Source organism: Pseudomonas sp. HMSC066A08, assembly GCF_001813025.1.
Lineage (GTDB): Bacteria > Pseudomonadota > Gammaproteobacteria > Pseudomonadales > Pseudomonadaceae > Pseudomonas > Pseudomonas aeruginosa.
Map to the genome: position 1 here is coordinate 72,785 of NZ_KV811331.1, position 14,486 is coordinate 87,270.

The 14,486-nt window shown below is 67.6% G+C and carries 19 protein-coding genes; 13 read left to right on the forward strand and 6 right to left on the reverse strand.

Translation table 11 applies throughout. From position 1 onward, the window contains the following. The first annotated feature begins 157 nt into the window (after positions 1 to 157). From HMPREF2886_RS22635 to HMPREF2886_RS22675, 9 genes are all read left to right on the forward strand, one after another. Positions 158 to 523: a DUF3509 domain-containing protein gene (locus HMPREF2886_RS22635; RefSeq protein WP_033968779.1), complete on the forward strand. Its 366-nt coding sequence runs from the start codon at positions 158 to 160 to the stop codon at positions 521 to 523. A 328-nt stretch (positions 524 to 851) separates the two neighbouring features. Continuing rightward, positions 852 to 1,949 (forward strand): DUF3182 family protein, encoded by a 1,098-nt coding sequence (locus HMPREF2886_RS22640; RefSeq protein WP_070748416.1) that lies wholly within the window; start codon positions 852 to 854, stop codon positions 1,947 to 1,949. Beyond that, complete coding sequence (locus HMPREF2886_RS22645) at positions 1,946 to 2,722, forward strand: alpha/beta hydrolase family protein (protein ID WP_039026772.1); 777 nt, start codon at positions 1,946 to 1,948, stop codon at positions 2,720 to 2,722. Before HMPREF2886_RS22640 ends, HMPREF2886_RS22645 begins: the two co-directional genes overlap by 4 nt. A 125-nt stretch (positions 2,723 to 2,847) precedes the next feature. Next, the gene (locus HMPREF2886_RS22650; protein WP_003123478.1) at positions 2,848 to 3,300 is read left to right on the forward strand and encodes a PA2169 family four-helix-bundle protein; all 453 of its coding nucleotides are present in this window, start codon (positions 2,848 to 2,850) and stop codon (positions 3,298 to 3,300) included. Positions 3,301 to 3,326: 26 nt separating this feature from the next. Continuing rightward, positions 3,327 to 3,536, forward strand: coding sequence for a PLD nuclease N-terminal domain-containing protein (locus HMPREF2886_RS22655; protein WP_003113662.1), 210 nt, complete (start codon positions 3,327 to 3,329; stop codon positions 3,534 to 3,536). Between the two features lie 74 nt (positions 3,537 to 3,610). Next, complete coding sequence (locus HMPREF2886_RS22660; protein ID WP_003113663.1) at positions 3,611 to 4,081, forward strand: hemerythrin domain-containing protein; 471 nt, start codon at positions 3,611 to 3,613, stop codon at positions 4,079 to 4,081. 3 nt (positions 4,082 to 4,084) lie between these two features. Continuing rightward, the gene (locus HMPREF2886_RS22665) at positions 4,085 to 5,161 is read left to right on the forward strand and encodes a zinc-binding metallopeptidase family protein (RefSeq protein WP_039026771.1); all 1,077 of its coding nucleotides are present in this window, start codon (positions 4,085 to 4,087) and stop codon (positions 5,159 to 5,161) included. 26 nt (positions 5,162 to 5,187) lie between these two features. Beyond that, the gene (locus tag HMPREF2886_RS22670) at positions 5,188 to 5,538 is read left to right on the forward strand and encodes a YgaP family membrane protein (RefSeq protein WP_003088973.1); all 351 of its coding nucleotides are present in this window, start codon (positions 5,188 to 5,190) and stop codon (positions 5,536 to 5,538) included. A gap of 55 nt (positions 5,539 to 5,593) precedes the next feature. After that, entirely contained in the window at positions 5,594 to 5,815 is a 222-nt protein-coding gene (locus tag HMPREF2886_RS22675) for a hypothetical protein (protein WP_039026770.1), read from the forward strand. A gap of 32 nt (positions 5,816 to 5,847) precedes the next feature. Here the strand turns inward: HMPREF2886_RS22675 and HMPREF2886_RS22680 are convergent, their stop codons facing one another. From HMPREF2886_RS22680 to HMPREF2886_RS22690, 3 genes are all read right to left on the reverse strand, one after another. After that, a complete protein-coding gene (locus HMPREF2886_RS22680) occupies positions 5,848 to 6,156 on the reverse strand; it encodes a hypothetical protein (protein ID WP_003144276.1) in 309 nt (102 codons plus the stop codon). A gap of 284 nt (positions 6,157 to 6,440) precedes the next feature. Continuing rightward, entirely contained in the window at positions 6,441 to 6,788 is a 348-nt protein-coding gene (locus HMPREF2886_RS22685) for a hypothetical protein (protein ID WP_033977619.1), read from the reverse strand. A 12-nt stretch (positions 6,789 to 6,800) separates the two neighbouring features. Next, complete coding sequence (locus tag HMPREF2886_RS22690; RefSeq protein ID WP_033977617.1) at positions 6,801 to 7,391, reverse strand: NAD(P)-dependent oxidoreductase; 591 nt, start codon at positions 7,389 to 7,391, stop codon at positions 6,801 to 6,803. A gap of 229 nt (positions 7,392 to 7,620) precedes the next feature. Here HMPREF2886_RS22690 and HMPREF2886_RS22695 point away from each other — a divergent pair, with 229 nt between their 5' ends. Next, complete coding sequence (locus HMPREF2886_RS22695) at positions 7,621 to 9,573, forward strand: hybrid sensor histidine kinase/response regulator (protein ID WP_070748418.1); 1,953 nt, start codon at positions 7,621 to 7,623, stop codon at positions 9,571 to 9,573. Between the two features lie 3 nt (positions 9,574 to 9,576). Here HMPREF2886_RS22695 and HMPREF2886_RS22700 read toward each other — a convergent pair whose 3' ends face one another. Further along, positions 9,577 to 10,185 (reverse strand): Yip1 family protein, encoded by a 609-nt coding sequence (locus tag HMPREF2886_RS22700; RefSeq protein ID WP_033968791.1) that lies wholly within the window; start codon positions 10,183 to 10,185, stop codon positions 9,577 to 9,579. Between the two features lie 161 nt (positions 10,186 to 10,346). Between HMPREF2886_RS22700 and HMPREF2886_RS22705 the strand changes: the two genes are divergently transcribed. Further along, positions 10,347 to 10,577 (forward strand): hypothetical protein, encoded by a 231-nt coding sequence (locus HMPREF2886_RS22705; RefSeq protein WP_033968793.1) that lies wholly within the window; start codon positions 10,347 to 10,349, stop codon positions 10,575 to 10,577. On the opposite strand, the gene HMPREF2886_RS22710 is transcribed toward HMPREF2886_RS22705, so the two are convergent. Both HMPREF2886_RS22710 and HMPREF2886_RS22715 read right to left on the reverse strand, forming a co-directional pair. Continuing rightward, on the reverse strand, positions 10,561 to 11,511 hold the full coding sequence (locus tag HMPREF2886_RS22710) for a methyltransferase (protein ID WP_033977678.1): 951 nt from the start codon (positions 11,509 to 11,511) through the stop codon (positions 10,561 to 10,563). The two genes, HMPREF2886_RS22705 and HMPREF2886_RS22710, sit on opposite strands and share 17 nt — an antisense overlap. Then, positions 11,495 to 12,871 (reverse strand): iron-containing redox enzyme family protein, encoded by a 1,377-nt coding sequence (locus tag HMPREF2886_RS22715; protein WP_070748420.1) that lies wholly within the window; start codon positions 12,869 to 12,871, stop codon positions 11,495 to 11,497. Before HMPREF2886_RS22715 ends, HMPREF2886_RS22710 begins: the two co-directional genes overlap by 17 nt. 187 nt (positions 12,872 to 13,058) lie before the next feature. Here HMPREF2886_RS22715 and HMPREF2886_RS22720 point away from each other — a divergent pair, with 187 nt between their 5' ends. Further along, positions 13,059 to 14,192: a carboxylate-amine ligase gene (locus tag HMPREF2886_RS22720; RefSeq protein ID WP_070748421.1), complete on the forward strand. Its 1,134-nt coding sequence runs from the start codon at positions 13,059 to 13,061 to the stop codon at positions 14,190 to 14,192. Positions 14,193 to 14,383: 191 nt separating this feature from the next. Continuing rightward, a partial coding sequence (locus HMPREF2886_RS34385) for a cytochrome ubiquinol oxidase subunit I (RefSeq protein WP_139148420.1) occupies positions 14,384 to 14,486 on the forward strand: 103 nt, incomplete at its 3' end.

The window sequence follows — 14,486 nt, forward strand, 5'->3', positions numbered from 1 at the left end:
GGTTTCTTGCAAATTGCAAATATCAATTCGCCGCTTTGTTTTTCAATCTATTGATTTGTAAGGAATTAATTTTCAAGAAGAATTGGTACGCCTTCTGCTCGAAAGGAATGCGCCTGATTACCGGCGTCAAAGAATCTGATGAGACAGGAGGCCAGCGATGCTAGAGACTGATGTAAACGTGGTTGAGTATCTGGAAGAGCATTTCAAGGATGTGCGCGTCAGTTGCGAACCTCGCCCTGACGGCGCGTTGCTGGTGACCTTGCGTAATAACCAGGGCAAGCGCCTGATGAGCCGGGCGATCTCCGGTCAGGAGCAGAGCAGCCCGCTGTTGCTGAACCAGGTGCTGGAACGCATCCGCCGGGACCTGATCATCGACCAGGGGCCGTTGCAGACGCGCGACAGCGACTATTTCCGCAAGCGCATCGACCTGCTCACGTTCCGCGACAGCGACAACCAGCATCTCACCCATCGCAAGGTCCTGGTGGCCGGCGGCAAGCTGCGTACCATGAGCCTGGCTCGCTGAACCGGTTGTTTCAGCGCCGGGTCGGTCAGCCGCCGACCCGGCCTTCCGACGCATGGTACGAACCAAATCCGTCTTCGCCCCCTCCATCTAGAAGTCATCCCTACGATGGAGGCGGACATGCGTTTTCCCATTTCTGCATCATCGGGCGCGACAGCGGCCACTCCACGCAACCCCTCGAGGGATCCGGACGAATATCCGGTGCCTGACCACGAAAGCCACGTCCCCCAGGAATTCCCGGAAGAGATTCCGATGGAACAGCCCAACGAAGAGCCCCTCTCGCCCATACCGGAGCCCTGAATGCCCGGTTTCCATCCAGGAGGAGCGGAACATGAGCGCAGACCCTCGGCAGAGACTGGTGGTGGCCCATAGCGTCGATCCCGCGGCCACCGAACACGAAGTGCAGGCCAACCTGGCCCTGGCGCGCTGGCTGGCGGAAGTCCAGAAACTGGAGTTCGGCGGCCGCTACGAACCCGAATTGCACCAGCGAGGCCCCCTCTACCTGGTCCCGACCCGCACCCTGGTCGGCAGGGAGACCGCAGTGCGCCTGGGCGTGAACAGTGACGAAGATCTGCTCGGCGGTTTCGTCGAGCACGCGTTCATCGCCGGCAAGGCCATCGTCCATCCGCTGCCGCGCGGCGGCGTGGCGCCGGAGGGCTGGAACCCCTTGTTCGCGGAGAAGGTCCGCGACGTCGTGCTCAACGGCGTCAGCGTCTTCAGCCTGGCCGACGCGCACCGCGCCGGCGCCCGACTGCTCGCCGAAGGACCGGTGCGGGCCAAGCTGGCGGAGGCCTGCGGCGGCCTCGGCCAGCATGTGGCGCACGACCTCGACCAACTGGACGGCTGGCTCGGCGGGCTGGAGGAGCGCCAGTTGGCGCAGGGCCTGGTACTGGAAGCCAACCTGGAGAGCATCGTCACCCACAGCGTCGGCCAGCTCCGGGTCAACGGCTTCCTGCTGAACTACCACGGTCACCAGCACCAGACCCGCAACGCACGCGGCGAACTGGTCTATGCCGGCTCCGACCTGCTGGTGGCGCGCGGCGGCTACGCCGAGCTGCTGGCCCTGGACCTGGCCCGCGAGGTGCGCCAGGCCATCGAGTACGCGCGGATCTTCGACACCGCCGCGGCGATCTTCTTCCCCGGCTGCTTCGCCTCGCGGCGCAACTACGACATTGCCCAGGGCCGGGACGGCAGCGGTCGGGAGCGCTTCGGCGTGCTCGAGCAGTCCTGGCGGGTCGGCGGCGCGAGCAGCGCCGAGATCGCCGCGCTGGAAGCCTTCCGCGCCGATCCGGGGCTGCCCGCGGTGCGCGCCGCGTCGTTCGAGATCCACGAAGACAAACGCCTGCCGGACAACAGCCGGGTGATCTACCGTGGTCCCGACGAACACGGCGACTTCCTGCTCAAGTATGCGATGACGGGGGAGGCATGACGGCGAACAGCGAACGCATCCGCATCGGGGTCGGCGGCGACCGGATCGAAGGCACCTTCCTCAGCCCCCGGGCGAAGGTACCCGGCGTGCTCTTCGTGCACGGCTGGGGCGGCAGCCAGCAGCGCGACCTGAAGCGCGCCCAGGGCATCGCCGGGCTCGGCTGCGTGTGCCTGACCTTCGACCTGCGCGGCCACGGCGCGGAAAGCGGGCGCCAGGCGCTGGTGACGCGCGAGGACAACCTGCAGGACCTGCTCGCCGCCTATGACCGGCTGGTGGCTCACCCGGCCATCGATAGCGAGGCGATCGCGGTGGTCGGCACCAGCTATGGCGGCTACCTGGCGACGATCCTCAGCCAGTTGCGCACGGTGCGCTGGCTGGCCTTGCGGGTGCCGGCGATCTACCGCGACGAGGATTGGCTGACGCCCAAGCTGCTGCTCGACCGCGAGGATCTCATCGAATACCGCAGCAGCCTGATCCCGGCCGCCAGCAACCGAGCCCTGCAGGCCTGCGCGGGATTCCGCGGCGATGTGCTGCTGGTGGAGTCGGAGTTCGACAGCTATGTGCCGCACTCGACCATCATGAGTTTCCGCGCCGCCTTCCAGCAGACCCATTCGCTGACCCACCGGATCATCGACCACGCCGACCATGCGCTCAGCAGCGAGGCGGCGCAGGACGCCTATACCTCGATCCTGGTGGACTGGATCACCGAGATGGTGGTCGGCGAACGTCTCAGCATCACCCCGGCCTACGCCACCATCCATCCGGCTTTCTGAACGCTCCGCGACGGCGGGCCTCCCACCTTCCGTGGGCGCTGGTTGCTGCCCACGTTCCGTGCCGGCAGGCGCCGGCGCCGACAGACGCGAGAAATCCCGGACAGCTCCGGGCCAAGGAGAGCGAAATGAACCAGACCAACCTCGACGACACCCTCGACGTACTCAACGACCTGCTGCAAACCAGCAAGGATGGCGAGGCCGGTTTCCACGCCTGCGCCGAGGACCTGCGCGACCCGCAGTTGAAGGCGGCGATGCTGGAGCAGAGCCGCGACTGCGCCGCGGCCGCCGACGAGCTGGAGCGGATCGTCCTGGAACTGGGTGGCAAACCCAAGGACAGCACCAGTTTCGCCGGTGACCTGCATCGGCGCTGGGTCGACCTGAAGTCACTGGTCACCGGCAAGGACGAAGAGGCGGTGCTCAACGAATGCGAGCGCGGCGAGGATGTCGCCAAGCACCGCTACCAGGCGGCGCTGGAAAAACCGCTGCCGGCGGAGATCCACCAGGTGATCGAGCGCCAGTACCAGGGCGTACTCCGTCACCACGACCGGGTCCGCGCCCTGCGCGACGCCCGCGCCTGAGCCGACCCCGCGAGGAGCCGCGCGCCATGAGCCAGTCCCTGGCTTTCCTGCTCATCGGCCTGGCCACGCTGGTGGGTTTCTACGACCTGTGGGCGTTCGTCAGCGTGTTCCGCAGCGATCGCAGCGTGAATTCGAAAGCCCTGTGGTCGTTGCTGATTGCGGTGCTGCCGGTGCTCGGCGTGCTGATCTGGGCGGTCGCCGGCCCGCGCGCGGCGACCGCCCGTCCTCGCGACTGAACTCGGCGGAGGAGCGCGCGCTCAGCCAAGGAGAGTGCCGGAGCACTCGGATAACAAACCGATGAGGAGCGACCATGAACGCCATCGAATTGCTGGTCCATGACCACGAGACCGTGAAGAAACTGCTCAACGAACTCAGCGAGACCACCGAACGGGCGCTGAAGAAGCGCAGCGAGCTGCTGGGCAGGCTGGAGCTGGAACTGGTGCTGCACACCGCCATCGAGGAAGACATCTTCTATCCGGCGATCAGGGAAAGCGGCGGCAAGGAAGAGTTGAAGATGTACTACGAGGCCAAGGAGGAACACCGCACGGTGGATTCCCTGGTCCTTCCCGACCTCAAGCGCACCCGCCCGGACACCGTGCAGTTCGCCGGCCGGGTCAAGGTGCTCAAGGAACTCCTCGAGCACCACATCGAGGAGGAAGAGGGCGAGCTGTTCCCGCGCGCCCGGCAATTGCTCGACGCCGCTGCCCTCAAGCAACTCGGCCAGGCCATGCAGCAGCACAAGAAAGAGCTGAAGGCACGCCTGGAAAAACGGGCGGCCTGAGGCATGCGCGAAGAAGACCGCGCCTTGCTCGAGGAACTCCTGCTGGCACGTGGCCCCGGTGGCCAGGAAGACGAGGTCAGGACCATTTGCCAGCGGGAACTCGAGGGCTGTTGCGACGAGGTCGGCAGCGATGCCGCCGGCAACCTGGTCGCGCGCATCAGCCCGCCGCACCTGCCGCGCGAGCAGGCGCGGCGGGCCGCGGTGCGGCTGCTCGCGCACCTCGACGAGATCGCCATGATCGTCAAGCGCGTCGAGGCCGACGGTACCCTGCGCGTAGTGGCGCTCGGCGGTGCCCAGCCGGTGAGCTTCGGCGTCTGTCCGGTACAGATCCTGGCCGGCGAGGCGGTACTCGACGGCGTGCTGTCCTACGGCAGCATGCATGCTACCGGCGAGTCGCCGCAGGGCTCCGACGTGCTCTCGGGCGCGGTGCACTGGCGCGACGTACACGTGGTCACCCGGCGCAGCGCCGAGGAACTGGCGAACCTGGGCGTGCGACCGGGTACCCGCGTGGTGCTCAACCGGCTGTGGCGGCGCCCGTTGTACTTCCAGGATTGCGTCGCCGCGCACTTCCTCGACGACCGCGCACCGCTGCTCGCCGTGCTCGGCGTGGCTCGCGAGATCGCCCGGCGCCGCGATGAGTTGCACGGCGACCTCTACCTGGTGCTCACCACCATGGAGGAGGAGAGTAACGCCGGCGCGCTGTTCGCCGCGCGCCGATTGCCGGGCGACATCAGCATCGCGGTGGAGGTCGGCCCAACGGTAGCCGAATACGGCACCCGGCTGTGCCGCGACCCGATCGTCAACAGCGGCGACTCCAAGGGTTATTACAGCCGCCATGTCACCGACCGCCTGTTGCGGGCCGCCGAACGCTGCCAGTACCAGCCGCAGGCGGCGCTGCTGGTGGACTTCGCCTCGGACGCCAGCGCGCTGCTGAGCCACGGCGAGGCAGCGCGGGTCGGCTGCATCGGCATTCCGACCGAGAACACCCACGGTTTCGAGATCGTCCTGGAAGAGGGCATCGAGGCTTGCCGGCGGACGCTGGTCGAGTTCCTCGTGCAACCGCCGGACGACGAAGCCTGACCGATAACCGAAGCAAGGAGAATTCCATGAACGAATACCTGCCGACTTCGACGGCCAATGGCCTGCCGCACAACCTGCAGCGCGGCGAGCGACTCGCTTCCATCGGCGCCGGACTGGTCCTGGCCGGCTTCGGCCTGGCCCGCGGTGGCTTGCCCGGCGCCTGCAAGGCGGTCGCCGGCGGCCTGCTGGTCAGCCGCGGGTTGAGTGGGCATTGCCATGTCAAGGGCCTGCTCAATGAACCGCGGGAAGAGTTGCAGTTGCTGCGCGAAGAGGTGCAGCACCTGACCCGCCGCCTGCAGCGCCTGCAGGAGCGCCAGCGCGACGACTCGCGGCAGGACGCGGCGCTGGACGCCGAGCTGCCGCCGAACCTGCCGTGACAGCCACGGGCCCTGCGCCCGGCGCAGGGCCCCTCGAAGAGAGGAGGGCGAGACGATGGCCAGCCATCTGTTCCTGATCAGCTACATCCTCGACGACCAGCCGATGACCTGCGAATTGCACAGCGAGGCGGAGACCCTCAGCCGCGAGGAGGCCCGCCGCCACTTGGAGGCACTGCATCGTCCGCACGACAGCGAGGCGATCAGCGATATCCAGGTCAGCAAGGTGGATCGTACCCATGAACCGGGCACCACGCCGGGACACTACCAGCAGCCCTGACGGCGGGAGGGGAAAAAGAAGGGGGGAAGGGCTCAGCCGGTGCCGGTCTGGAGTTCCGCCTCGAACTCGCCGAAGCGCCTGATTTCCTCGCGCAGGTTGAGGATGAAGGCGCTGAGATCGCTGAAGCTGCTGCTCTTCAGGAAGTCGCTGTTGGGCACGATGTAGAGCGCGCCGTGGGGGCCGTCGACGCGGCAACTGATGGTCACCGTGAAGTCGGGGTTCAACTGGCACTGGCAGTCGTGGTCGCGCAGTTCCTCCTCGAGGATCTTCTTCAGGTACAGGTAGGAAAGGTTCATCTGGTCAGGTCTCCCCAGTTCGCGAAGCGCAAGAAAAAGATCCACTCCGTCCCTGGAGCGGGATTAGCCTGAATCAGAGAGAAACCGTCGATACGTGCCAACGGTAGGGATAACTATAGGCGCCGCGCCGAGGAAATACCGGCCACATCCAGAATCTGCGGGATAAGCTGCATCCCGCATGAGGCACGGGATGCAGAATGCAAGAAGTCGTGCAGAACGCTCATGTCGGAGTGCGATCATGACGGGCGAAAAGCCCGTTCGGCGCTCCTTATGGGCATTCGAAAGAATTTTTCGCCCAGAGGGTTATATGGATTTTATCGATATTTCCTCTAGGAACCTCGCCGGCTCGTTGGCGAAGAAGCCGATCTTTTTTGCCGGGTTTCCCGCATGGCCCGCCGCAATCCCCTTGCCACCCCGTAACCGAGCAGGCAGCCGAGCAGGGTGGCGCCGACCTGCAAGGCCAACCCCAGGGCATTGGCCAGGCTCGGCGAGCGTGCGAGTACGCCGGCTTCGGGCCAGAACGCCAGCCATACCGCGACGAAGGCGAGCACCAGGTCGTACCAGGCGCCGCTGACCCCGCCCGGGCGGTAGCCGCGAACGAAAACGATGAAGGCGCTGAAGGCCAGGGCCAGCAGCAGGGTGCCGAAGGCCTGGCTGAGCGTATCGGGTCCGGACATGGCGGGTTCTCCTCAGGGCGCCAGGCGCAGGCACTGGCGCTTGTGCAGGCCGAGGCGGACTTCGTCGAGCAGCGCTTCGGCGCAGGCGAACACCCTGGCGGCCTTCACTTCCGCGACGTCGCCGGCGCGGCTGAAATCGTCGATGCGCAGGCCGCCGGGCAGGCTCGGGACCTCCACCAGCGTCCAGTCCAGGCCGCTGACCATGAGGCTGCGCTCGAGCCCGGCACCCAGTTGCTCCTCGCCGGCGTCGCGCGGCGCCACCAGCCATTGCCAATGGCCAAGCAGGAACAGGCGCGGCACCTCGGCGCGCAGGGCGCCATCGATCAGCGCGGCGCAGATCGGCGGCAAGGCTTCGGCGGCGTAGTCGGACAACGGCGCGAACAGCAGGTCGAGACCGGCCGCCGCCTGGCTGACCTCGATCGACGACGCCAGGCTGGCGGGCTTGCAGCGCAGCCCGGGGCGCGCCTGCAGGCTGTTGAGATCGGCTTGCAAGGCGCTGACTTCGATCTGTCGCTGCAGGGCGGCGGCGATCAGCGCCTGGCTCAGGCTGTCGTGGGGATGGAATATCCCCAGCTTCAGGGTTGCGGTTTCCAGATTGCGCATGGGAACTCCCGGGTCGGTGCGGTGGAAAGGAGATGTCCCTACCTGCATATCGAAAGCCATACTCCGGACAAGGTTCCGGCGAATGGAATTCGCCGGCCGCGCCGGGGTCTTCCGAAAGGTCGGCCAAGTTCCTGGGGCGAGCCAGCGAGCGGCCGGAAGGCGTTCTTCGTACTACCTTGCTGGGTATGCCTTGCAGCCCGAGGTGGGCTGCCGACGAGTGAACACGTCCATGAAAACCACACGAAAACCGAAAGTCCCCTTGAACCAGGCCACGCGCAACCGCCTGCTCGACGAAGCGGTCGACAACTATGCGATCCACACCCTGGACAGCGCCGGCCGTATCGCCAGCTGGAGCGCCGGCGCGGCGCGCCTGTTCGGCCACGACGCGAGCGAGATCCTCGGCCGCGACTACGCCTGCTTTCATACCCGCAAGGACCGCGACGCCGGCGTTCCGCAACAGGCGCTGCGCCAGGCGGATGCCGAGGGCCGCTTCGAGACCGAGGGCTGGCGGGTGCGCAGCGACGGCAAGCGCTTCTGGGCGCAGGTGGTGATCGACGCCATCCGCGACAGCCAGGGCCAGTTGCTCGGCTTCGCCCAGCTGATCCACGACCTCAGCGAAGGGCGCGCGGCCAAGGAGGCACTGCGGCATAGCCAGGAGCAGTTCCGCCTGCTGGTGCAGAGCGTAACCGACTACGCCATCTACATGCTCGACCACCGCGGCCGGATCACCAACTGGAACCTCGGTGCCCAGCGGATCAAGGGCTACCTGCCGGAAGAGGTGATCGGCCGGCACTTCTCCTGTTTCTACACCCCCGAAGACCGCGAGGCCGGCGAGCCGGCCCGAGGCCTGGCCGCCGCCGAACGCGAGGGGCGTTTCGAAAAGGAAGGCTGGCGGGTGCGCAAGGACGGCAGTCGCTTCTGGGCCAACGTGGTGATCGATCCGATCCGCGACAGCGATGGCCGGCTGATCGGCTTCGCCAAGGTAACCCGTGACATCACCCACCGGATCGAAGCCGAACGCGAACTGGAACGGGCCCGCCAGGAACTCTTCCAGGCACAGAAGATGGAGTCCCTGGGACACCTCACCGGCGGCGTGGCCCACGACTTCAACAACCTGCTGACGGTGATCATCGGCAGCCTCGGGCTGCTGAAGAAACGCCTGCCCGGCGACCAGCGCACCGCCGACCTGCTGCAGAACGCCCTGGAGGCCGCCCAGCGCGGCGCCAACCTGACCCAGCGGATGCTTTCCTTCGCCCGCAAGCAACGTCTCGATCCGCAGCCCTGCGCGATCCCCGACCTGTTGCGCGGGATGACCGACCTGCTGATCCATTCCCTGGGACCGAGCGTATCGATCGAGACGCGCTTTCCCCTCGATCTCGACCTCGGCCTGACCGACGCCAACCAGCTCGAGCTGTCCATCATCAACCTTGCCACCAATGCCCGCGACGCCATGCCCAACGGCGGTCGCATCGTCTTTTCCGCGAGCAACCAGCGGGTGCCGGCGGAGAATCCCCATCGCCTCGCGCCGGGCAACTACATCTGCCTGAGCATCAGCGACACCGGCAGCGGCATGGACGAGGAAACCCTGCGCCGCGCGGTGGAGCCGTTCTACACCACCAAGGGCATCGGACGTGGCACCGGGCTGGGCCTGTCGATCGTCGACGGCCTCGCCGAGCAGCTCGGCGGCCGGCTCACCCTGGAGAGCCAGCCGGGCGTCGGCACCACCGCGAACATCTGGATTCCCGCCGTCCCGCGAACCCCGGAAAGCGCCCGTACGGGCAATGGCGCGCCGCCGCAGGCGCCCGGCGAAAGCGAGCGGGTGCGCTTGTCCTGTCGAGTACTGGTGGTGGACGACGACCCGCTGGTGTTGAACAACACCGCGGCGATGCTGGAGGACCTCGGTTGCTCGGTACTCAAGGCCGACTCCGCCAGCCTGGCCCTGGAGATTCTCACGGCGACGCCGGAGCTGGACATCCTCCTGACCGACCAGGCGATGCCACGGATGAACGGCAGCCAGTTGGTGGAGCGGGTCATGGCCCAGGGCCGGCCGCTGAAGATGGCCCTGGCCACCGGCTTCGCGGAAAAGATCGAAGGAGCGGCGGCACAGTTGCCCAAGCTGGCCAAGCCGTTCGGCCAGGAAGAGTTGTACCTGTTCCTGACCGGCACGCTGAAGGCCGGCTGAGCCTCAGCGCAGGTACTCGCCGCTGCCGGCCAGGCTTTGCCCCCAGAACTCGATGAAGATGAAGGCGGTGGTCAGCAGGGTCAGGAAGCCGACGCCGAGGATGCAGAAGGCGTAGAACAAGGTCTGCCGCTCCTGCATGCGCATGAACAGCGGCAGACCGGTGAACAGCAGGCGTACCGAGTAGGCGCAGGCAGCCGCCGCGGCCAGCAGCAGGAGGATGCGCCAGGGCACCAGGGCGACGATCCCGGCGAGCATCAAGGGCACGGCGATCGCCGTGGTGAAGGTCAGGCTGCCCGGTACGCTGGGGCGCGACGGCGTGCGGAACAGCACCCAGCGTACGAAGAAGCCCATGATCACCACGCCGGCGACGAAGCCCAGGTAACACATGGTCGCCAGCAGCAGGGCGCTGCCGCTGGAGAGGTGTTGCACGCTGTCGTTGCCCGGCAGCGACCAGCCGACCTGGGTCGTGCCGATGAACAGGCAGGCGGCCGGCAGCAGCGGTAACAGCAACAGCGGAGCGAGGAAGGCGAAAGGGTGATGGTCGTAGTCCTGGCGCAGACGAGGCCAGGCATTGGCGGGACTGATCAGTAGCCGAGCCATTTCGCGGGTCATGACGGGCACCTCTTTTCTGTGGTGTTCAGGAGTCTGGACCGGCCCGGCGCGAGGGGGTTCAGGTGGCGTGCCGGGCGGTCCGCGACCGCCCATCGAGGGGCTTGAACCGGAAGACGCGGGGCGCGCCGAAAGACAAACGTCCCTGTCTTCCGGAGGAGCCCATGACCACCTATGAAATCCAGCACATGCGCGGCTGGCGGCGTTTCGCCCGCACCGTGCGCGCCGCCAGCCGGGCCGAGGCGGAACGCCTGTGCCTGCCCTGGGAGTGGGTGGATGGCGAGGTCCTCGCGGTGATTCCGGCCGAGGCCGAGGTGGCCGAGCGCTGGCAGCGCCTGAACGAGGACCTGGTGGAGAGCCTGGAAGGCCTGGAGCGCCTCAGGCGGGACGAGTGACCCGCAGGCCGACCACGGCGATCCGCTCGGCTTCGCGGTAGGCGGGGCTGTCCAGCTCTTCGGCGAACACGTCCGGGTCCAGTTCCTGGTAGTCCCAGTCCCACTCCCGAGACGCCAGGCGTTCGCGGATGCGGGCGAGGAACGGATCGCCGCTTTCGAGCATCGCCACGCCGGTATACAGCAGCAGGCTGCCGCCGGCTTCCAGGCGCTCGAGGGCGGCATCGACGATTGCCAGCGAGAGTCCGGCGCCGAGCATCCCGCCGCCATGCCGGTAGGCGCGCTCCGAGGCATCCAGGAGGTAGGGCGGGTTGGCCACGATCAGGTCGAAGCGACCGGGCGCCTGGCTCAGCAGGTCACTGCGCGTCAGGGTCAGGTTGCCGACCCCCGCCAGCGCCGCGTTGACCCGCGCCAGGTCGAGCGCCGCCGGATTGATATCCAGCCCGTGTACTTCGGCGTCCGGGCAGGCCATGGCGATGCGGATCGCGCCGGGCCCGGCGCCGCAGCCGATATCCGCCGCACGGCGGATGCGTGCCGGATCGGACGATGCCAGGTGGCTGCGGATCAGCCGGTCGAAGCGGTAGGTGTCGGGGCCGAAGAACACCGCGTCCGCGGCCAGGGTAGGGAAGGCCGAATGGACGAACAGTTGCTCGCCGAGGCTGGAGACACGCACCTGGCTGCGCCAGCCGTCCGCCTCGCGGCGGATCAGGTCGGCGCCGGCAAGAAGGGTCAGCCAGTCGGCCGGCAGGATTTCCCCGGCGAATGCCCGGCTCCAGCCGAAGATGCCGGCCAGGTCCCGGGCCATGCGGTTTTCCGGGCGGGCGTTGACGCGCTCATGGGTAGCCGGGGTGACGGTGACGAAACGGTAGTCCTGGCCTCGCAACCAGTTGCCGAGGCTGACCAGGACGTCCAGGCGCGGATCATTCAGGCTGGGCATGGGCGGCCCTCCAGCGCTGGCTGAACATCCGCGTGGCAAGGAGACCGGCGGGCCCGTGGTGGCGGTGCGGGGCCATCAGTTCGAGAAGGCGTGCCACGCCCTGCTCGGGGGATAGACGCAGCAGCTCGCGTCGCAGCGCGACCTGCTCGGCGTCCACGTCTCCGCCCGCCGTCGCCGGCTCCGCCAGCGGCGCAAGCGGGTCCCTGTCCGCCGGAGCGGGTGCTTGCCAGTCGCCAGCGATCCAGTCGTACAGCAACTGCTGCTCGTAGGGCGTGAAGACTCCGAACATTGCCGCCCGGTCGCCCTCGATCAGGCTCCAGAAGCGGCTGCCGCGCGGATCGGCATGGCGCCGGATCCAGCCCTCTTCCTCCAGGCAGGCGAGAAACGCCGGGAACCGCCCGGGCACCGCCAGCCACTGGTTCACCGTGCGCCCGCCGATCCGGCAACGATCCGAATGCATGCCGGCGGCGTAGGGGCGCTTGCGCTCGAACATGGCCAGCAATTCTTCCTCGAGATCGAAGCCGTCGATCACCTGCGTAGTGCTCAGGCCGACCTCGTTCAGGCGGTAGCCGTTCCTCACCCGTTCGAGGAAGGCCGCGCGCCCGCCCAGCTGCGGCAGGTTGTCGTAGAGCGCGCGCAGGGCCTTGCGCGCATGCCCGCTGGCGGCGTTGTCGATGGTCACGTGCAACTGGAAGTAGTAGGGGTCGAAGCCCAGCTCGCGCAGCTCCTGAGTGGTGATCAACAGGTGCAGCGGCGGTTGCTCGTAGCCGAGGTTGTAGCCGATCACTTCGGGCAGGTAGTCCGCGGCGAGGTGGCCGAGGGCGAGTTGCTGGGTGCCCTGCAGGTAGTGGAGGTCGCTGAGGCCCTCGGCTTCCTCGCTGCCGATGCTGGCCAGCAGGCGCCGATAGAGCAGGACATGGTTGCGTGCCGGGACGCCGTCGCCGAGTTCTTCGAGGAAGGTCTCCAGCAGCGGCCGCAGGCGTTGCTCGCCATGATGCGGCAACAACCCGTAGAGCCAGGCACCGTCGACCAACTTGGTCGGGGCCACGCTGCGAATGAAGTGCATCGCCTGGGAGGGAACCTGGAAGTAGCGTCGCCCTTCGCCGCGCCGACGTGCGCGGAGGTATTCGGCATGCGCCTCGGCGGTGCGCCGGGCCCCGGCATCGAGCCAGGCCGGCCAATCGGCGGGGTCCTCCGGCAGGTCGTCGTCATGGGTGGCGGCCAGGCTCAATTGCTGGTCGAGGAACTCGCCGGCGGCCTCGAGGTGCTCGCGGGGCTCGTCGAGCAGGCCGTGGTACAGGTCGCGGACCCTGGGCGAAGGGCTTGCACTGGAGGTAGGGAGGGGCGAAGACAGGCTCATGTCGCGTTCCTTGTCGTGGGGTTGCGGGGGGCGGCCGGGGCGACCGCACATATGGGTGCGAGTGACACCAGGGAAAAAAGGTTTCACTGGCGGGACCGGTGGCGCCCCGCGACGCCTTGCGGCGGAAAAAACGAACCCTGGCGGCGGACCGGCGTCTTCCCAGGAACATTGCCCGGGAGCTGCACCGATGACCCACGACCTGGCCGCCAGCGGCCTTCGCTTCGGCATCGAGGAAGAGTTCTTCCTGCTCGATGCCTCCGACCTGGACATCGTCCGCTCCGCACCCGCCGGATTCGTCGCGGCCTGCCGCGACACGCTCGGCGAGCATTTCGCCGAAGAGATGTTCGAATGCCAGGTCGAGGTGGCCAGCCCGGTGTTCTCCACGCTGGCCGAGGCCGCGCGCTTCCACGGGCAGGCCCGGCAACGCCTGGCGCATCTGGCCATGGACTTCGGCCTGCGCTCGCTCTGCGTCGGCACCCATCCCTTCGCCGACTGGCGGCGGGCGCGAAGCAACCCGGCGGCGCACTTCGCCCGCTTGTTCGAGGACCAGGGGCGGGTGGCCCGGCGCAGCCTGGTCTGCGGCCTGCACGTGCATGTGGAGATACCGCCGAGCCACGACCGCATGGCCGTGCTCCAGCGCGTGTTGCCGTGGCTGCCGCTGCTGCTGGCGTTGAGCGCATCCTCGCCGTTCCGCGGCGGCCGGCGCAGCGGTCTGGCGAGCTATCGACGGGCACTCTGCGGCGAGTGGCCGAGGATGAACATTCCTCCTGCCTTGCCCGACGAGGACGCCTATCGCCGCCACCTGGCGCTGCTGCGCGAGGCAGGCTGCATCCGCGAGGATGGCCAGGTCTGGTGGATGATCCGGCCGTCATCCCATGTGCCGACCCTGGAACTGCGTATCTGCGATGCCTGCCCGCGCCTGGCCGACGCGCTGAGCCTGGCCGGGCTGTTCAGGGCGCTGGTGGGCGAAGCGCTGGGCGCGGGCCCGCGTGCGTTGCCGGTCGCGCGCGACGCCTGCCTGGAGGAAAACTACTGGCAGGCGCTGCGTTACGGTTGCGCCGGCCGCTATCTGGTCGACGGCCGCTGCGTAGGTGCCGGGGACTGGCTGGAAATGGCCTGGCGACAGTGCCGGCCACAGGCCCGCCAGGGCAACGAATGGGCCTACGAGCATGCCTGCGGGTTACTCGAAGAGAGCTCCGCCAGTCGCCAGTTGCGGCGCTACCAGACATTGCGCGCAGCGGGCCAGGAGCGCCATCCGGCGCTGCGCCGGCTGGTGGAGGAACTGCTGGAGGAGAATCTCCAGCCGGCCTTGGCCGGCTAGTGCGCCTCGACTACGACGCGGGCAAAGGAGGTTTGCGCATGCGGCCAGCCGGGGTCGCGCGGGCTCCTTCGAAAAGCGCCGATGGCGAGTTTTCCTGAACGTTCCGGGTCCTCCGCATTCATAGCGTCAGGCCCCCGAGAACCCCGGCGCAACGGCATCGCCGCCGGCCCAGCCAGAGGAGATCTCCCCACATGCCCGCATTGGAAGCCCTGGACCTGGCGCGCTTGCAGTTCGCCTTCACCGTGTCGTTCCACATCCTGTTCCCGGCGATCACCATCGGGTTGGCCAGCTACC